Origin of the sequence: Pantoea sp. EEL5 (assembly GCF_049892805.1) — a bacterium.
Lineage (GTDB): Bacteria > Pseudomonadota > Gammaproteobacteria > Enterobacterales > Enterobacteriaceae > Pantoea > Pantoea ananatis.
On sequence record NZ_JBNDNJ010000001.1, the window covers coordinates 1119162 to 1136882 of the forward strand.

A 17721-nucleotide genomic window follows, 5' to 3' on the forward strand; every position below is an offset into this window, starting at 1 on the left:
TTTATGGCAAGGCACTACAGGGCAAAAAAGTGAAAAACGTTTTAGCAATTCAGTCGCACGTGGTGTTTGGTCACGCGGGCAACGCGGCGGCAGAGTTCCCGATGCGCCGTATGGGTGTGAACGTCTGGCCGCTGAATACCGTGCAGTTTTCTAACCATACGCAATATGGCCACTGGACCGGTACCGTGATGCCGGCCACGCACTTAACCGATATCGTCAAAGGCATTGCCGATATTGACCGCCTGAAAACCTGTGATGCGGTACTCAGCGGTTATCTGGGCTCGGCCGAGCAGGGCGAAAACATTCTGGAAATCGTGCGCCAGGTAAAAGCCGCGAACCCGGAAGCCTGGTATTTCTGCGATCCGGTTATGGGGCACCCGGAAAAGGGCTGCATCGTTGCACCCGGCGTGGCGGAGTTCCACTGCAAACTGGCGCTTCCCGCCAGCGATATCATCGCCCCCAACCTGCTGGAGCTGGAAATGCTCAGCGAACGCAGCGTAACCAGCGTAGAAACGGCGGTTGACGCGGCACGTATGCTGATTAGCCAGGGGCCGAAAGTCGTGCTGATTAAGCACCTGGCGCGTGCAGGGCGCCGCAGCGATCGGTTTGAGATGCTGCTGGTGACCGCCGGTGAAGCCTGGCACATCAGCCGTCCGCTGGTGGATTTTGGCGTTCGTCAACCGGTGGGCGTGGGCGATCTGACCAGTGGCTTGTTGCTGGTCGATCTGCTGCACGGGCTGTCGCTGCAGGCGGCGCTGGAACACGTCACTGCTGCGGTCTATGAAGTGATGCTGAAAACGCATGAGATGGGCGAGTATGAACTGCAACTGGTTGCCGCTCAGGATGCCATTGTCCGACCGACGCACGTCTTCCCCGCTGAGAAGCTGTAAAAAAGGGCCGGTTACGGCCCTCATCGTATCAGTTAAGTCCTTCCGCTTTGAGCGCGGCCTGAACCGACGGCCGCTCTGCAACGCGTTCAAACCAGTGTTGCAGGTGGTCCCGCGCGGCCAAATCCAGGTTCAGCGCTTTTGCCCAGCGGGTAACCACAAATAAATAGGCATCCGCGACGCTAAAGTGCACGCCCATCAGCCACTGTTTGTCTTTAAGCTCATCGTTTACCCAGGCAAATTTCGCCTCCAGCTGGCGGCGCACCAACGCTTTGTACTCCTCAGGCGCATCGTTGCGAAACAAGGGAGAGAAGCTTTTGTGTAACTCGCTGCTGATATAGCCGAGCCACTCAATGGTGTGATAACGCGTCAGGCTCCCCACCGGGGCCAGGAGGTGACGATCGGGTTTAAGATCGGCCAGATACTGCACAATCGCCGCGCCTTCCGTTAATACATTCCCATCGCTCAGCTGCAGGGCCGGCACCTGACCTTTGGGGTTGATCTGGCGAAAATCTTCACCGCGCTCGGTGAGCTTAGTCTGCAGATCAACATTAACCTGCGTAAAGTCCAGACCACATTCACGCATGACGATATGCGGTGAAAGGGAACAGGCACCAGCTTTACAAAACAGTTTCATAATGAGGCCACCATGTTGCGAATCGTGTTTGCATAGTAATCTCATGGCGCGGAATTGCCAGTAATAAGGTGCAGGAATGTGCGAGGCATTGATCGGCGACAAAAACAAAAAAACCGGGCAGGCCCGGTTTTCGTGAAAAGTCATGACCTCAGTCAGGCTTTGTCTGCTGCCGTATCTTGAGTCATGCGGTTCAGCAGAGGGGCGGTAATCAGCATCAGCACGGCGATGACCGCCGTCGCGATACCAATCTGCTGGAAAACTCTGCCGTAGGTGGCCAGGGAGATCAGCGGATCGGTAACGTTTTCAGGAACGGCCATCAGGTTTGCCACTTTACCGGCAATGACCGCTGCGCCCGCCGTCGTCAGGAACCATGAACCCATGATAAAGCCCATCAGACGCTGCGGAACCAGCTGCGCCACCATCGCCAGGCCAAGACCGGAAATCATCAGTTCACCAATGCTCTGCAGGCCATAGCTGAGAATCAGCCAGTTAACAGACACAATCCCCGCATCGCTGGCAAACTTCGCGCCGACCGGTAACACCAGGAAGGCTGCTGAACACAGCACCATACCGATGGCGAACTTGTGCGGCATGGGCAGTTTATCGCCCAGCTTGTTGTAGACGGCTGCCAGAATCGGGCTGGCAAGCATGATCCAGAACGGGTTCAGCGCCTGGAATTGCTCAGGGGCAAAGGTGATACCCAAAATGCTGTGCTCAACGTTGCGAATCGCAAAGAAGTTAAGCGACGTTGGCATCTGCATATAGAGCACGAAGAACACGATGGCTTCCACCATCAGCAGGAACGCAACAATCATACGACGACGGGCTGCGCCGTGAAGGGCAAAGGCTTCTTTGGCAAAGATGACAAAGATACCGAACGCTATCACGCCTAACAGCACGCGGGCGATTGACTGGTGGTGCAGCATCCAGTTTGCCAGGGCGACCAGGACGACAATTCCCACCAGAGTCATCAACAGTTTGCCGAACTGTAGTGGGGCAAAGTCCGGTTTAGAGCCGAAGTCTTTCACCAGGCGTTTGCAGAACAGGAAGTTAAGCAGTGTGATGACCAGGCCGACAACCGAGAGCGAAAACGCCACGTTGTAGCCGTACTTCTCCGCTAACCACGGAGTCAGCATCATTGAAAACAGCGAACCGATATTGATGGACATGTAGAACATGGTGAAGGCCCCATCAATACGGGGATCGTCTTTGTCATAGCACGTCGAGAGCAGCGAAGAGGGGTTAGCTTTAAACAAGCCACTTCCCACGGCAATGGTCGCCATACCAACATAAACGATGCTGACGTTGTGGCCCGAGAAAGCCACAAGGGCATAACCTATTGCCAGAACCAGCACGCCAAGAACGATAACGCGTTTGGTCCCGAGGACTTTGTCACCCAGCCAGCCACCGATGGCGACAAGGCCATATACCAGGGCGCTAAATGAGGAGAACAGGGTAATAGAGTCGGACTCCGACATCCCCAGTTGTCTCACCAGGTAAACCGCCATAATGGCCTGCAGGCCGTAGTAACCAAAACGTTCCCATAATTCGATAGAAAAGATCAGGTAAAACGCTTTGGGCTGTTTGAACGCGTTAAGGCTGACGGCCTCGTCGGTGTGTTTGTTTGCAGTTGACACTTGTACCTCTGTTATTTCATATCCTGTGTCGCGACAGGAATTAAGTCCGCGCCATGTGATCAGACCATGGGCCAGATTTTTATTAGATGGGAAAAACGGCGACTAATTTGGCTGAATAAAGGCGACAGGGCAAGCGTTTTCTACCTTCTGCCGGAAAGCGATCGTGTGGCGTTAAAACCTAAATAAATATTATTAGTTGGAATTTAATTCTGATTTTAAGCGTTTCTGTGAAGTAATGACGTCGCGGTGGGGTTGCAGGAGTGTTAATAATGACATTAACTACTAAAGCGGCGTTACGCCGAGCTTTACAACGGAAAGTGATATTTTCTCAGGACAATCTGGCTATAAAGCAGGTTTTGACGCCGATTTGATGAAATAGTCTGCGTATTATGACGTTAATCTCCACCAAAGGCGTAAAAAGGTTGATTAAGGTCACATTTTTGCCTGTTAATTCAAGCAGAGAAAAAAGCTTATCTGGGTACGGCGTGCCCGTAGCGCTTCGCTGTATCGGGTGGGAGACACGACAGAGCCGCACTTCGGGACTCGACATCTGTTGCCCCCTGCCGTAGCATCCTTATTTCGTTAAGAGGAATTTTGCTATGCCGTTACCTTTACGTCTCGCGTTAGTCGGCGACTATCGTCCGGAAGCCGTTGCGCATCAGGCTATTCCCCTGGCGCTTTCCCGTGCCGCTGCCCATCTTGCTATCGATATTGAACCTGAGTGGATCCCAACACCTGAGCTGGGCGATTTAACCGCCATCAGGCAAAGCCATGCCGTATGGCTGGTGCCGGGAAGTCCCTATAAAAATGATGAGGGCGTCTTCAGTATGCTGCGCTGGGTACGGGAAGGGGGAAAACCTTTTCTGGGTTCCTGTGGCGGTTTTCAGTATGCCGTTATCGACTATGCACGTCACGTACTGGGCTGGCATGATGCGAATCATGCAGAAACCAGCGATGAAGGGCGGATGGTGATTGCGCCGTTAAGTTGCTCGCTGGTGGAGCAGCGCGGTGAGGTGACATTTGAACCCGGTTCACGTATTGCCACCGCCTACGACAGCCTCTCTAGCGATGAAGGCTATCACTGCAACTTTGGCGTTAACCCGGACTTCAGTGCAGCGCTGGAAGGCAACAATTTGCGTATCACCGCCTGGGATCTCAATGGCGATGTACGCGGCATAGAACTGACCGATCATCCTTTTTACGTCGCCACGCTCTTCCAGTCCGAGCGTGCAGCCTTACAGGATAAGGACTCTCCGCTGGTGATTGCCTGGATGCAGGCGGCTCTGGACCAGCGTTAGATCAGAAAATAAAAAGCCTGTGTGTTCACAGGCTTTATCAGACAACACCTTCGCGTTATTCCACTTTATCCGGGTATTCGCACAGGTCCTCAATCAGACAGGCGCCACAGCGCGGCTTACGGGCCACACAGGTATAGCGACCGTGCAGAATCAGCCAGTGGTGACAGTCCACTTTGAATGCCTTGGGCACAACCTTTAACAGTTTTTCTTCGACCTGCTCGACATTCTTGCCGGGGGCGAAATTTGTCCGGTTGCAGACGCGAAAAATATGGGTATCCACTGCGATGGTGGGCCAGCCAAAGGCGGTGTTGAGCACCACGTTTGCCGTTTTACGGCCCACACCGGGCAGCGCTTCCAGGGCTGCACGATCTTCGGGCACCACTCCGCCGTGTTGTTCCAGCAGAATGCGGCAGGTTTTGATGACATTCTCAGCCTTGCTGTTGAACAGTCCGATCGTTTTAATGTATTCCTTCACACCGTCCACGCCCAGCGCCAGCATCGCAGCGGGCGTATTCGCGACCGGGTAGAGCTTTGCGGTGGCTTTATTCACGCTGACGTCGGTGGCCTGGGCAGAGAGCAGAACCGCAATCAATAATTCAAACGGCGAGCTAAACTGCAGCTCGGTCGTAGGATGAGGATTAGCCTGCTGCAAACGGCTGAGGATCTCGGTACGCTTTGTCTGGTTCACACGGCTTTTCCGGTATTGCCTTGCGGTGCAGCCAGCGCCTGCTCTTCAGCACGGCGCACAGCACGCTGCTTCATTTTTTGATCGATCAGGTATTTACCCGCCAGCATCATGCCCAGACCAATAAAGGCGCCTGGTGGTAACATCGCCAGCAGCATCGGTGAATCCAGATGAATCACCTCAATTTTTAATGCTTTTGCCCACGGGCCTAACAGCTGGTCTGCACCGTTAAACAGCGTCCCGCTGCCAATAATTTCACGGAGGGAACCCAACACCACCATTGCGCAGGTTGCGCCCATCCCAATGGCAAAACCATCAAGGGCTGCAAGAGGGATGCTGCTTTTCGATGCGACGGCCTCGGCACGGCCTACCACGATACAGTTGGTCACGATAAGCGGAATAAAAATGCCCAACGACTGATACAGGCCATAGGCATAAGCATTAATCAGCATCTGTACACAGCTCACCACGGACGCGATGATCATCACGTAAATGGGGATGCGAATCTCCGAGGGCACCCAACGGCGCGAGGCGGAAATAAAGCTGTTGGTCAGGGTCAGCACCAGCGTGGTGGCCAGCCCCAGCCCCAACGCATTGGTGGCGGTGGCGGTCACCGCCAGCAGCGGACACAGGCCCAGCAGCTGTACCAGCGCCGAGTTATTTTTCCACAGCCCGCCTACCAGCAGGTTTTTAGCTTCACTCATTTGCGTCTCCACATTCGGGTAACGAAGAGAGTTTCCCTTTCAGGGATTCAATTAATAATGCCGTACGTTTGGTGGCATTCACGACGGCTCGTGGGGTAATCGTGGCGCCAGTGAACTGATCGAATTCGCCACCGTCTTTTTTAACGGCAAACGCTTTATCATCCGGACCTGTTACCACTTTGCCATTAAAGCTGTTAATCCAGTCAGAAATGCGCAGTTCTATTTTATCGCCTAAACCGGGCGTTTCATGATGTTCAATCACGCGGACGCCCAGCACCTTACCGTTAAAGTCAGCCCCGACCAGCATCTGTATCGCGCCGGAATAGCCGTCCGGTGCCGTCGTTTCCAGCGCCGCGGCAACAGGCTGGTTGCCTTTACGTGCCAGATAAAGATGGTGAGGATTGGTGTTACCCAGCGCCGCATTAGTGACAACGTAACATTCCTGCTGAATGTGGTTGTCGTACATATCGGTCGGCACCACCTGGTCCAGCAAATTTTTCTGCTGCAGTTGCGTCTGATGCTCAACGGTTGGCTTAGTGACCGTATTCACTATAGCCGTCACGCCGGTCGTAATGGCGGCAAACAGCGCCAGCGTCACGCCATTTTTGCGTATCGTGTCCAGCATCATTTAATCCTTTTGATGGCCGTAAACACGCGGCTGAGTGTAATAGTCAATCAGCGGTACGCATATATTAGCCAGCAATACAGCGAAAGCAACGCCGTCCGGATATCCGCCGAAGCTGCGAATTAACCAGATCAGCAGCCCAATCAGCGCACCGTAGAGTAAACGACCACGGTCGGTCGTCGAAGCGGTGACCGGATCGGTAGCAATAAAAAATGCCCCAAGCATAGTGGCACCTGAGAACATATGAATCACTGGGCTGTTGAGCGTAGCGGGCGAGAACAGCCAGCCCAGCGTTGCGCAGAAGGCCAGCGACAGCAAAATGGCAGCCGGGATATGCCAGCGAATGGCGTTTTTCCATAACAGGAACAGACCGCCCACCAGATAACCCAGGTTAACCCACTGCCAGCCGAGACCCGCGAGCACACCACTGTAAATGGGCTGTGCCAGAAGTTGCGCGGCGCTGTGGCCCGCGCGCAGGCCGGTTTTGAATGTATCGAGCGGCGTGGCCTGGCTGACGCCATCGGCACCGAGCTGCAGCTGCTGCATCGTGTCGCCCGCAAGAGTATGGCCGGTAAAAATCATACTGAGTGAATCGAGCATCCCCGGTTTAATCATCTGTAACGCGTCCGGCGGCATCCAACTGGTCATCTGTACCGGAAACGAGATCAGTAGCACCACATAGCCTACCATCGCCGGATTAAAGGGATTTTGTCCCAGTCCACCGTAAAGCTGCTTGGCGATCACAATCGCAAAGACTGTACCGATCACTACCAGCCACCAGGGCGCCAGAGAGGGGATGCTGATTCCCAGCAGAATGGCCGTCAAGAGGGCTGAATTATCCGCAAGGTTGGCAGCAACCGGGCTTTTGCGTAAACGCAGGATGGCCGCTTCGGTAAGCAACGCCGTTACCGAGGCCAGAATCACCTGCAACAGCGTGCCCACGCCAAAGAAATAACACTGCGCTGCAAAGCCCGGCAGCGCAGCCAGCACCACCAGCATCATGATGTTGCCGGTGCTGCGCCGGTTGTGGGTATAAGGTGAACTTGCTATACGAAAAGCCATTTAGTCCTCAGGTGTCAATGTCGATTGCGCTTTACGCGCTTTGGCACGTTCGATAGCAGCCGCAATAGCGGCTTTGCGCGCGTCAGTAGGGTGCTCAAGTTCCGGCGCCTGTTCGGCTTCAGCATTCGCATTATTGGCTTGTTCTTGCGCCATTTCCGCCTGCTCGACGTCACGGTGCGCCTCTGTTGCAGCCAGTGCAGCATCGCGAGAAGCGTCCTCCGCGCGAGCCAGGGCGGCGGCGGCTTTCTTCGCTTTGGCACGCTCCACGGCGGCGGCCACGGCGGCCTTGCGCGGGTCTTCCGGCGGAGCGGGCTGCACATCCTCGGTACTTTCAGCGACGGCGGCCTGCGCGGCTTTCTTCGCTTTGGCGCGTTCCACGGCGGCGGCCACGGCGGCCTTGCGCGGGTCTTCCGGCGGGGCGAGCTGCACATCCTCAGTACTTTCAGCGACGGCGGCCTGCGCGGCTTTCTTCGCTCTGGCGCGTTCCACGGCGGCGGCCACGGCGGCCTTGCGCGGGTCTTCCGGCGGGGCGGGCGGCACATCCTCAGTACTTTCAGCGCTGGCGGCCTGCGCGGCTTTCTTCGCTCTGGCACGTTCCACGGCGGCGGCCACGGCGGCCTTGCGTGGATCCTCCTGTGGGGCGGGCTGCACATCCTCAGTACCTTCAGCGCTGGCGGCCTGCGCGGCTTTCTTCGCTTTGGCGCGCTCCACGGCGGCGGCTACGGCGGCCTTGCGTGGATCCTCCGCCACCTCTTCAGACGCGTCCGGAACGGCTGATTTTTTTGCTTTAGCACGCGCAATAGCGGCTTCAACCGCCGCTTTGCGCGGATCGGTCGTCTGGCGGCTCAGTGCCTGGGTTTCCGACTGGGCTTCAGCCTGGCGCAGGCGAGCCTGAGCATGGCGAGCCTCGGCGACGGCCTCTTCGTTTCCACCAGGTTTTGCTTTCGCGCGTGCCTGAGCCGCAGCCAGTTCAGCACTGTCGCTGCGCGCTACGCGCTGCTTCGCCTCTGCATGACGTGCTTCACGTGCCTGTTTTTCCCGTTCGAGTCGTGCCTGACGCGCTTCAAACCGTGCTTTCGCTTCCAGCGTCCGTTTGGCTTCCAGATCGATAGCCCGCAACTCGGCTTTTTCCTGGCGGTAATACTGCACCAGCGGGATGTTGCTGGGGCAAACATAGGCGCAGGCACCGCATTCAATACAGTCATCAATATGGTGCGCACGGGCTTTATCATGATCGCCGCCTTTGCTGTACCAGTAAAGCTGCTGCGGCAGCAGCTTAGCCGGGCAGGCATCAGCACAGGCAGAGCAGCGAATACAGGACTGCTCCTGCTCGTCGTTGCCCATTTCCGTGCTGGACGGAGCCAGAATACAGTTGGTGATTTTAACCACCGGAACATCCAGTGACGGCAGGGTAAAGCCCATCAGCGGGCCGCCCATAATCACCATCTGGCGTGGTGAGGGATGAAAACCGACCTGATGAAGCAGATGACTGATTGGCGTACCCAACCGGCTCCACACATTACGTGGCTGGGCGATGGCTTCACCTGTCAGGGTGACTACGCGCTCGGTGATGGGCTCGCCATTAATGATGGCGCGCTTAACCGCCCAGGCCGTGCCGACGTTTTGCATCAGCACGCCAATGTCCGTCGAGCGTCCGCCGTGCGGCACTTCCATACCGGTAAGAATTTTGGTGAGCTGTTTGGCACCGCCCGAAGGATACTTGGTGGGAATGACGCGAATCTGGAGATCGCGCTCACCGCCCAGCGCCTGCTTCAGAGCGGCGATGGCTTCAGGTTTGTTATCTTCGATGCCAATTAAAACGCGATCTGCCTGTAAGACCCAGGCCAGAATCCGGCTGCCTTCCAGCACTTCGGCTGCGTAATCCTGCATCAGCCGATCGTCAGCGGTGATATAGGGCTCACACTCGGCGGCATTGATAATCAGCGTTTTAACGCCCCGCAGGCCGCCTTTCAGTTTAGTGGCGGTCGGGAAGCCTGCGCCGCCCAGGCCGGCGATGCCGGCATCGTGAATGCGTTTCAGGATAGCGGCTCGTTCATGCTGGCGGTAGTCCGGCAGCGGTTCCAGCGGCATCCAGCGGTCCTCACCATCCGGCGTCAGGAAAATACACAGCTCTGACAGGCCCGAAGGGTGAGCCGTCATGTGCTGGGCAATATCCTCGATGACGCCGGACGTCGGTGCGTGCACCGGCAGCATTCTGCCCTGGCCAAACGTCAGTGGCTGACCGCGCAGTACGCGATCGCCCGGCGATACGCAGATCTCACCTTCATGACCAATATGCTGTTTCAGCGGAATAATAAACCGGTGCGGCAGCGGCAGCTCGGCCAGCGGCGTACCGTTAGACTGGGTTTTCATTTCAGGCGGATGAATGCCGCCCTGAAAATCCCAGGTTTTCTCTTTTTTAAAAAAATTTAGCAGATTAAGCATGACTCTCTACCGGGATCACCCGAACAGGAATGGTTTCAAGATCCCATTTCCAGTTGGCCGTGGTGGTGGCAACCGGACGCATCTCAATACAATCGGTAGGACAAGGCGCGACACACAGGTCGCAGCCCGTACACACGTCGCTCAGCACGGTGTGCATGGCGCGTGTTGCGCCAACGATGGCATCAACCGGGCAGGCCTGAATACATTTCGTGCAGCCAATACAGTTCGCTTCATCTATCCATGCTACGGTGCGCACGGGCGCTTTGGCTTCTTCGTCGCCATCAATCGGCTGCGGCTCAACGTTGAGCAGGGCCGCCAGCTTCAGCATGGTCTGTTCGCCACCGGGCGCACATTTGTTGATGGCTTCACCGTTATTGCCCACCGCATCAGCATAAGGACGACAGCCAGGATAACCGCACTGGCCGCACTGGCTTTGCGGAAGAACAGCGTCGATCTGCTCAACAATGGGATCCTCTTCAACCTCAAAGCGTCGTGAGGCGTAACCCAGCAGGGCGCCAAACACAAGGCTCAGGGCGCTTAATACCGCAACCGCTATCCAAATCGCACTCATCAGAATTTCACCAAACCGGTAAAGCCCATAAACGCCAGTGCCATCAGGCCTGCGGTGATCAGCGCAATCGAGTTTCCTTTGAACGGGGCAGGCACGTTTGCCAGAACCAGGCGCTCACGCATACCGGCAAACAGCACCATGACAAGCGAGAAGCCCAGCGAGGCGCTGAATCCATACAGCGCCGCCTGCAGAAAGGTGTGGTTGAGGTTAACACTCAACAAGGGAACGCCCAGCACCGCGCAGTTGGTGGTAATCAGTGGCAGGAAAATACCCAACAGTCGGTAAAGCGACGGGCTGGTTTTGCGCACCACCATTTCGGTGAACTGCACAACCACGGCGATCACCAGAATATAGGCCATGGTGCGCAGGTACACTAAGTCCAGTGGCACCAGAATAAGATGGTTCACCAGCCATGCACAAATAGAGGCCAGTGTGATAACAAATGTGGTGGCGAGGCCCATGCCAATCGCCGTTTCCAGCTTTTTGGAAACGCCCATAAAGGGACACAGGCCGAGGAACTTCACCAAAACGAAGTTATTCACCAGCACAGTACCCACAAAGAGAAGGAGATAATCGGTCATTTTTTCGCCTGAATACCAGAAAGCGGCTTATTATCATTGATAAAACGCTGTATCACAACTGTGACACAACATTGTCTACGGACAACCGCACTCAGGATTAAACTGTTAGCGATAATTTTGGCCTCACCGCTGAGTAAACGTCGCTTTTACCCGTGCTGAACGCTTGAAATAAGGCACAAAAATTGCCGCTGCCGCCAGAGACAGCAGTAACGTCTGAATCGCCCGGGCGTCAGAAACCGGCGTAAAAGCAAACGTTTTCAGGGCCAGCAGCACGGTAATCAGCAACCAGACAATATAGTGGCGGGGCAGCCGGGAAGAGCGCTTAAAGAAAATCCACACAACCCACATGCTGTAAGCCCACAGCGCGGTGGCGGTGAAAAGCGAAATGGCCCAGTAGGTGGTGACGAGCGAACTGTGATTAAACAGGGTGGCGCGCCATTGTGTATCAAACAGCGGTGTCAGATACATGGCCATCACCAGCGCCGTGGTGAGCAGCGTCATCAGCAACCATGCCAGCGGCACTAAAAGCCAGCCACCAATTCGGGGTGCGGCATCCTGTGTGTTCATTGCGGTTAATCCTGTCTCAATGTCAGAAGCGGCTCAGAATAGCATGTTAAGACAGAAGGGAAACATTATGGCTAAGCGCTTTCAGACAATATTCTGAAGCTCAGAATTATACCACGTAGCGCCATACCGATTTAGGTACGCAGCCCAGATCAAACAGACGACCACCGGATACCAGCTCTGCGCGACGATGATCTGCAGCCCGGTACATATTGATGATATCGGTGTTGTCAGAAAGGGAATAATTCAGATGGTCGTAGAGTTTTTCCAGACTGTCGAGGTTATTCACTTTGCGGAATTTTAAAAGATAATCGTGCGCAGTCATTTTTATCGTAACGGATGGATGGGAAAGAATGCCAAGTATAGGGAGACACCCGGCCGTGTCCAGTTCTGCCACTTAAAAAAAGCAAAAATCAGACAATCACGAGAGATTGATCGCTAAACAACCCTTTTCATCATTTTCGTGCACAGTAAACGTCGCCGCCGTTATCAGGTCAGGTGCTGTACAGGGCGTATGTTGTTTGGGTTGATCAGACCAGGTAACTTTTTATTTGTTTATATGTACGAATCGACTGCCATTAATTCCCGTTTCCCGCGTCAGATGAAGAGAACGTCAGTAAACCCTCAACAAAGGCTTATAGCGGAATCGTTTCATTCGATATACAGGGCCGTGTAGGGATGTGCTGGAAATCACAAAATGCACTTTTTGTCGCCGAATAATTGCCGTAACTCATTCTGTACGCCTCCCTGTAATCGTTTTCAACTGGCCTACACTTAAACGATTCTGTTTATTACATTTATTTATCATAAGTTGAAAAAAAACACAGGCGTTTTGTCCATAACCCCTGATGAAATGCCCCCTCATGAAACGCGTAACTCCTTTAAATCGCTCGATTTTGTGAAGCGTGTCGCCCTAATTTACTTTTTTTTACGTCAGTCTTAATGGGCACTTTACCCTATACAGCGAACGCCCTTCAGAGGAATAAAAACTATGTGGAAACGTTTACTCCTGACCACGCTGGTCAGCGCCGCATTAAGTGGCTCAGTGTTAGCGGCGGAAATGACAGTGGGATTCTCACAGGTTGGTTCGGAATCCGGCTGGCGCTCGGCTGAAACCAATGTGGCAAAAAGCGAAGCCAAAAAACGCGGCATCAATCTGAAGATTGCCGATGGACAACAAAAACAAGAGAACCAAATCAAGGCCGTGCGTTCATTTATTGCGCAGGGCGTTGATGCCATCTTTATCGCACCAGTGGTTCAGACGGGCTGGGAGCCGGTATTAGAAGAAGCTAAAGACGCGAAAATCCCGGTTTACCTGCTGGATCGCGCCATTGTGGTGAAAGACAACTCGTTGTACCAGGCTGTCGTAACGGCGGATAACGTGCTGGAAGGTAAGCTTATCGGTGACTGGCTGGTGAAAACGGTGGGCGACAAGAAGTGTAACGTCGTTGAACTTCAAGGCACGGTAGGCGCCAGCGTCGCCATCGACCGCAAAAAAGGCTTTGCCGAAGCGATTAGCGGTCATCCTAATATCAAAATCATCCGTTCTCAGTCTGGCGACTTCACCCGCAGTAAAGGTAAAGAAGTCATGGAAAGCTTTATCAAAGCAGAGAATAACGGCAAAAACATTTGCATGGTTTACGCCCATAACGATGACATGGCCATCGGTGCCATTCAGGCCATCAAAGAGGCCGGCCTGAAACCGGGTAAAGACATCCTGACTGGTTCGATTGACGGTGTACCTGATATCTATAAAGCCATGCTGGCAGGCGAAGCCAACGCAAACGTGGAATTAACGCCAAACATGGCAGGCCCGGCGTTTGACGCGCTGGAAAAATTCAAAAAAGACGGCACGCTGCCGCCAAAAATTATCAGAACGCAATCAAAACTCTTTTTACCTGCTGACGCGCAGGCCGAGTTAGATAAGAAAAAGAACATGGGTTACTAAGCCGCAGGCCGCCCTTCGGGGCGGTTTTCCATGATGTAGGGCGGAGTTGACAGCATGACCACACACAACGAACAACCTCTTTTAGCCATCAGCGGCGTCAGTAAAGGCTTCCCGGGCGTCAAAGCGCTGGACGATGTGTCTTTCAGCCTGCGTAAAGGCGAGATCATGGCGCTGTTAGGTGAAAACGGCGCCGGAAAATCCACACTCATAAAAGTCCTGACCGGCGTTTACACCCGGGACAGCGGCACCGTAACGCTAAACGGCCAGGCGATTTCGCCGCACAGCACCGCCGAAGCCCAGGATATCGGTATCGGTACGGTTTATCAGGAAGTTAACCTGCTGCCCAACATGTCGGTGGCAGATAACCTGTATATCGGGCGTGAACCGCGTCGTTTTGGCATGATCGATCGTAAGCGCATGGTTCGCGATGCCGATGCCCTGATGCGTAATTACGGTTTTGCCCTTGATGTCACCCGGCCCCTTGGCCACTATTCAGTCGCCATGCAGCAGATCATTGCCATCTGCCGGGCTGTCGATCTTTCTGCGCAGGTCCTGATTCTGGATGAACCTACTGCCAGCCTGGATGCCAGCGAGGTTGAAATGCTGTTTACCCTCATGACGCAGCTGAAAAATCGCGGCATGAGCCTGATTTTCGTCACGCATTTTCTGGATCAGGTTTATCGCATCACCGACCGCATCACCGTACTGCGCAATGGTAAATTCATCGCCACGCATGACACGGCAACGCTGCCGCAGATTGAACTGGTGAAACTGATGATTGGCCGTGAGCTGATGGCGACCGCGCTGCAGCGTCAGGGCAGCACGCTACGCAGTAATCAGCCTGTGGTGTCTTTTGAAGATTACGGCAAGAAAGGCACGATCGAGCCTTTCAGCCTGCAGGTCAGGCCCGGCGAAGTGGTGGGGCTGGCCGGACTGCTGGGGTCCGGACGCACTGAAACGGCCGAAGTGTTATTTGGTATTCGTCGCGCCGATCGCGGTACGGCAAAGATCAAAGGCAAAGTTGAACACATTCGCACGCCTGCTCAGGCTTCACGCCTGGGCATGGGGTTCTGTCCGGAAGACCGCAAAACCGACGGTATCATTGGTGCGGCCTCGGTGCGGGAAAACATTATTCTGGCCCTGCAGGCGCAGCGCGGCTGGTTACGGCCGATTAAAAAACGGGAACAGCAGGCGATTGCCGAACGTTTTATTAAAAGTCTGGGTATTCGCACGCCGCATGCAGAGCAGCCCGTTGAGCTGTTATCGGGCGGCAATCAGCAAAAGGTTCTGCTGTCACGCTGGCTGGTGACAAAACCGCAGTTCCTGATCCTGGATGAACCGACGCGCGGCATTGATGTGGGCGCTCATGCGGAAATTATCCGCCTCATCGAGTCGCTGTGTGCTGATGGTCTGGCGCTGCTGGTTATCTCTTCAGAGCTGGAAGAGCTGGTCGGCTACGCCGATCGTGTATTGATCATGCGTGATCTGAAACAGGTGGCTGAAATTCCACTGGAGCAGCTTTCAGTGGCGGCAATCGTTAACGCTATTGCTGACGGAGGTACGCAGCATGCTTGAATCCCCGGTCACCGCGACCAAACCTCAACGTCGCAAGTTCAGGCTGCCGCCCGGCATGCCGCAGATTATTGCCCTGTTGCTGGTGCTGTTAGTTGACAGCCTGGTCGCGAATAACTTTTTTGCGATTCATCTTCAGGACGGACGGCTGTTTGGCAGTCCGATCGACATTATCAACCGCGCCGCGCCCGTTGCTTTACTGGCCATCGGCATGACGCTGGTCATCGCCACCGGCGGGATCGACCTGTCGGTCGGCGCCGTGATGGCGATTGCCGGCGCCACCGCCGCTACGCTGACCGTCGCCGGGCACGGTGTACCCTTTATCATTATGGTGACGCTGGCCAGCGGTCTGGCCTGCGGCATATGGAACGGCATTCTGGTGGCCTTGCTCCGTATCCAGCCGTTTGTTGCCACGCTGATTTTAATGGTCGCCGGACGCGGTATTGCTCAGCTTATTACTCAGGGGCAAATCGTAACCTTTAATAATGACAGCCTTGGCTGGTTTGGGAATGGGGCGCTGTGGTTGTTACCGGTGCCGGTCTGGATCACGGTGGCGGTTGCGTTGCTGGTCTGGCTACTGGCGCGTAAAACCGCCCTGGGGCTGTTTATCGAAGCCGTGGGCATTAACCTGCGCGCCGCGCGCAATGCAGGCGTAAATGGCTGGCTGGTGGTGATGTCCACCTATGCCATCAGCGGCCTTTGCGCGGCGGTAGCCGGCCTGATTGTGGCGGCGGATATTCGTGGCGCAGATGCTAACAATGCCGGATTGTGGCTGGAACTGGATGCGATTCTCGCCGTGGTCATCGGCGGAGCATCCCTGATGGGCGGCCGGTTTAACATCGTGCTGTCATTGATAGGTGCGCTGATTATTCAGTCGATGAACACCGGTATTCTACTCTCTGGCTTTCCGCCAGAGTTGAATCAGGTGGTGAAGGCGATAGTGGTCATGTGCGTTCTGCTTCTGCAATCCCCGCGCTTTATTGCGATGTTTAAACGGAGACGTCCATCATGATTAAACGTCATCTGCCTCTAATGATCACCCTACTGGTGTTCGTCATGGGCTATCTGTTTTGCCTGAGCCAGTTTCCCGGCTTTGCTTCCACGCGGGTGATCTGTAACATTTTGACGGATAACGCCTTCCTCGGCATTATCGCTGTCGGTATGACCTTTGTGATTTTATCGGGCGGCATCGATCTTTCGGTGGGGGCCGTCATTGCGTTTTCGGGTGTATTTTTGGCAAAGGTTATCGGTGACTATCACCTCAACCCCGTCCTGGCGTTTGCCCTCATCCTGAGTATGGGAGCGATGTTTGGTGCCATGATGGGCTGGCTGATTGATGCGCTGAAAATTCCCGCATTTATTATCACCCTGGCGGGCATGTTTTTTCTGCGCGGCTGCAGTTACCTGGTCTCTGAGAATTCTATTCCGATCGATCATCCTCTTTACGCCACGCTGTCCAGCATGGCATGGAAGGTTCCGGGGGGCGGGCGGCTCAGTTTGCTGGCGCTGATCATGCTGGTGGTGGTGGCGGGCGGGATCATTCTGGCGCATCGCACTCGCTTTGGTAATCAGGTTTATGCGATTGGCGGCAGCCTGACCTCCGCGCAACTCATGGGCGTTTCAACCCGCGCCACCACCATTAAGATCTACATGCTGTCGACTACCCTGGCGACGCTGGCCGGCATTGTGTTTTCCATCTATACCTCGGCGGGCTATGCCCTGGCTGGATTGGGCGTGGAACTGGATGCGATTGCCTCTGTAGTGATTGGCGGAACCTTACTCTCGGGTGGCGTAGGCACGGTGCTGGGCACCTTGTTCGGCGTGTTAATTCAGGGGCTTATTCAAACCTGGATCAACTTTGACGGCACGCTCAGTTCCTGGTGGACCAAGATTGCTATTGGCATTTTGCTGTTTGCGTTTATCGCGTTACAGCGCCTGCTGACGGTAATTTGGGATCGTCAACGGAACGCGCCGGTGAAACGGCTGATTCAATAAGCTAAGGGCGGCGCTGATGCGCCGCTTTTTTGAGTAGCAGGTGGCGCAACCCATAATCGGTAATGGTAGGTGAGAGAGCGTGAGTGAATAAGCATTGCCTGAACAGGGATTATTCATCGTGTGGGTGCATGCGTTGTATCACATCATGCCAGCCTGCATGCTTTCTCAATCACGGATAAAGCATGTCCATTCCCTCTGCGTTATGTCGGTTTATTATTGCTAGCAGGTCATAACGCATTTGCAATGAATGCCTGTCCTGTACGTATTTGGCCTGTTTCAGAAGACGTTAACGACGGCCCGCCTCTTTTTTCACGGCAGAATAAGGTTAATGATGGAGAAGAGGGTGCCAGCGGTATAACTGCGTCACCGGATTGCCAGTCTGGCAAGCGCTGGATTTACGCCTTTATCAGCGCGATGTCGCTGATTAGCGAGAGTAAGAGGGTGACGTTTAGCCGTGAAACGCTTTGTTTTTTCCAGGCAGTGCTAATATCTTTGAAATAATGATGGCAA

At 54.7% G+C, this 17721-nt stretch carries 18 protein-coding genes; 7 read left to right on the forward strand and 11 right to left on the reverse strand.

Features of this window, described 5'->3' with window-relative positions:
- The first annotated feature begins 29 nt into the window (after nt 1-29).
- Nucleotides 30-890 (forward strand): pyridoxal kinase PdxY, encoded by an 861-nt coding sequence (gene pdxY, locus ACPXSQ_RS05460; protein WP_013025653.1) that lies wholly within the window; start codon nt 30-32, stop codon nt 888-890.
- A 28-nt stretch (nt 891-918) separates the two neighbouring features.
- On the opposite strand, the gene gstA is transcribed toward pdxY, so the two are convergent.
- Entirely contained in the window at nt 919-1524 is a 606-nt protein-coding gene (gstA, locus tag ACPXSQ_RS05465; RefSeq protein WP_014605926.1) for a glutathione transferase GstA, read from the reverse strand.
- Between the two features lie 152 nt (nt 1525-1676).
- Nucleotides 1677-3161, reverse strand: coding sequence for a dipeptide/tripeptide permease DtpA (gene dtpA, locus ACPXSQ_RS05470; RefSeq protein ID WP_013025655.1), 1485 nt, complete (start codon nt 3159-3161; stop codon nt 1677-1679).
- Between the two features lie 599 nt (nt 3162-3760).
- Between dtpA and ACPXSQ_RS05475 the strand changes: the two genes are divergently transcribed.
- Nucleotides 3761-4459 carry a CTP synthase C-terminal region-related (seleno)protein gene (locus ACPXSQ_RS05475; RefSeq protein ID WP_013025656.1) on the forward strand — a complete coding sequence of 233 codons (699 nt, stop codon included), beginning with the start codon at nt 3761-3763 and terminating at the stop codon, nt 4457-4459.
- A 55-nt stretch (nt 4460-4514) separates the two neighbouring features.
- Here ACPXSQ_RS05475 and nth read toward each other — a convergent pair whose 3' ends face one another.
- From nth to ydgT, 9 genes are all read right to left on the reverse strand, one after another.
- Complete coding sequence (gene nth / locus ACPXSQ_RS05480) at nt 4515-5147, reverse strand: endonuclease III (RefSeq protein WP_013025657.1); 633 nt, start codon at nt 5145-5147, stop codon at nt 4515-4517.
- Nucleotides 5144-5848, reverse strand: a complete 705-nt coding sequence (locus ACPXSQ_RS05485; protein ID WP_014605923.1) for an electron transport complex subunit E — start codon at nt 5846-5848, stop codon at nt 5144-5146. Before ACPXSQ_RS05485 ends, nth begins: the two co-directional genes overlap by 4 nt.
- Nucleotides 5841-6473 (reverse strand): electron transport complex subunit RsxG, encoded by a 633-nt coding sequence (gene rsxG / locus ACPXSQ_RS05490; protein ID WP_172796946.1) that lies wholly within the window; start codon nt 6471-6473, stop codon nt 5841-5843. The genes ACPXSQ_RS05485 and rsxG overlap by 8 nt, the downstream gene beginning before the upstream one ends.
- Nucleotides 6474-6476: 3 nt before the next feature.
- Nucleotides 6477-7535, reverse strand: coding sequence for an electron transport complex subunit RsxD (gene rsxD / locus ACPXSQ_RS05495; RefSeq protein WP_426143060.1), 1059 nt, complete (start codon nt 7533-7535; stop codon nt 6477-6479).
- The gene (rsxC, locus tag ACPXSQ_RS05500; protein WP_426143062.1) at nt 7536-9980 is read right to left on the reverse strand and encodes an electron transport complex subunit RsxC; all 2445 of its coding nucleotides are present in this window, start codon (nt 9978-9980) and stop codon (nt 7536-7538) included.
- On the reverse strand, nt 9973-10551 hold the full coding sequence (rsxB, locus tag ACPXSQ_RS05505) for an electron transport complex subunit RsxB (protein ID WP_013025662.1): 579 nt from the start codon (nt 10549-10551) through the stop codon (nt 9973-9975). The genes rsxC and rsxB overlap by 8 nt, the downstream gene beginning before the upstream one ends.
- Nucleotides 10551-11132, reverse strand: a complete 582-nt coding sequence (gene rsxA / locus ACPXSQ_RS05510; RefSeq protein WP_013025663.1) for an electron transport complex subunit RsxA — start codon at nt 11130-11132, stop codon at nt 10551-10553. The genes rsxB and rsxA overlap by 1 nt, the downstream gene beginning before the upstream one ends.
- Nucleotides 11133-11255: 123 nt before the next feature.
- Nucleotides 11256-11699, reverse strand: a complete 444-nt coding sequence (locus ACPXSQ_RS05515) for a DUF2569 domain-containing protein (RefSeq protein WP_013025664.1) — start codon at nt 11697-11699, stop codon at nt 11256-11258.
- Between the two features lie 106 nt (nt 11700-11805).
- A complete protein-coding gene (gene ydgT, locus ACPXSQ_RS05520) occupies nt 11806-12021 on the reverse strand; it encodes a transcription modulator YdgT (protein WP_014605919.1) in 216 nt (71 codons plus the stop codon).
- Nucleotides 12022-12687: 666 nt separating this feature from the next.
- Here ydgT and ytfQ point away from each other — a divergent pair.
- The 5 genes from ytfQ to ACPXSQ_RS05545 all read left to right on the forward strand — a co-directional run bounded on the left by ytfQ (nt 12688) and on the right by ACPXSQ_RS05545 (nt 17712).
- Nucleotides 12688-13644, forward strand: a complete 957-nt coding sequence (gene ytfQ / locus ACPXSQ_RS05525) for a galactofuranose ABC transporter, galactofuranose-binding protein YtfQ (protein ID WP_013025666.1) — start codon at nt 12688-12690, stop codon at nt 13642-13644.
- 54 nt (nt 13645-13698) lie between these two features.
- Nucleotides 13699-15219: a sugar ABC transporter ATP-binding protein gene (locus ACPXSQ_RS05530; protein WP_019105279.1), complete on the forward strand. Its 1521-nt coding sequence runs from the start codon at nt 13699-13701 to the stop codon at nt 15217-15219.
- A complete protein-coding gene (gene ytfT / locus ACPXSQ_RS05535; protein WP_014593626.1) occupies nt 15212-16228 on the forward strand; it encodes a galactofuranose ABC transporter, ATP-binding protein YtfT in 1017 nt (338 codons plus the stop codon). The genes ACPXSQ_RS05530 and ytfT overlap by 8 nt, the downstream gene beginning before the upstream one ends.
- On the forward strand, nt 16225-17211 hold the full coding sequence (yjfF, locus tag ACPXSQ_RS05540) for a galactofuranose ABC transporter, permease protein YjfF (protein ID WP_014593627.1): 987 nt from the start codon (nt 16225-16227) through the stop codon (nt 17209-17211). The genes ytfT and yjfF overlap by 4 nt, the downstream gene beginning before the upstream one ends.
- 120 nt (nt 17212-17331) lie before the next feature.
- Nucleotides 17332-17712, forward strand: coding sequence for a hypothetical protein (locus ACPXSQ_RS05545; protein ID WP_024471565.1), 381 nt, complete (start codon nt 17332-17334; stop codon nt 17710-17712).
- Nucleotides 17713-17721 lie beyond the last annotated feature (9 nt).

Coding starts and splice junctions, on each gene's coding strand:
- gstA (WP_014605926.1), bottom strand. CDS start 1,524: ATGAAACTGTTTTGTAAAGCTGGTGCCTGTTCCCTTTCACCGCATATC.
- ACPXSQ_RS05515 (WP_013025664.1), bottom strand. CDS start 11,699: ATGAACACACAGGATGCCGCACCCCGAATTGGTGGCTGGCTTTTAGTG.
- rsxD (WP_426143060.1), bottom strand. CDS start 7,535: ATGGCTTTTCGTATAGCAAGTTCACCTTATACCCACAACCGGCGCAGC.
- yjfF (WP_014593627.1), top strand. CDS start 16,225: ATGATTAAACGTCATCTGCCTCTAATGATCACCCTACTGGTGTTCGTC.
- ydgT (WP_014605919.1), bottom strand. CDS start 12,021: ATGACTGCGCACGATTATCTTTTAAAATTCCGCAAAGTGAATAACCTC.
- rsxG (WP_172796946.1), bottom strand. CDS start 6,473: ATGCTGGACACGATACGCAAAAATGGCGTGACGCTGGCGCTGTTTGCC.
- ytfQ (WP_013025666.1), top strand. CDS start 12,688: ATGTGGAAACGTTTACTCCTGACCACGCTGGTCAGCGCCGCATTAAGT.
- rsxC (WP_426143062.1), bottom strand. CDS start 9,980: ATGCTTAATCTGCTAAATTTTTTTAAAAAAGAGAAAACCTGGGATTTT.
- ACPXSQ_RS05475 (WP_013025656.1), top strand. CDS start 3,761: ATGCCGTTACCTTTACGTCTCGCGTTAGTCGGCGACTATCGTCCGGAA.
- rsxA (WP_013025663.1), bottom strand. CDS start 11,132: ATGACCGATTATCTCCTTCTCTTTGTGGGTACTGTGCTGGTGAATAAC.
- ytfT (WP_014593626.1), top strand. CDS start 15,212: ATGCTTGAATCCCCGGTCACCGCGACCAAACCTCAACGTCGCAAGTTC.
- ACPXSQ_RS05485 (WP_014605923.1), bottom strand. CDS start 5,848: ATGAGTGAAGCTAAAAACCTGCTGGTAGGCGGGCTGTGGAAAAATAAC.
- ACPXSQ_RS05530 (WP_019105279.1), top strand. CDS start 13,699: ATGACCACACACAACGAACAACCTCTTTTAGCCATCAGCGGCGTCAGT.
- rsxB (WP_013025662.1), bottom strand. CDS start 10,551: ATGAGTGCGATTTGGATAGCGGTTGCGGTATTAAGCGCCCTGAGCCTT.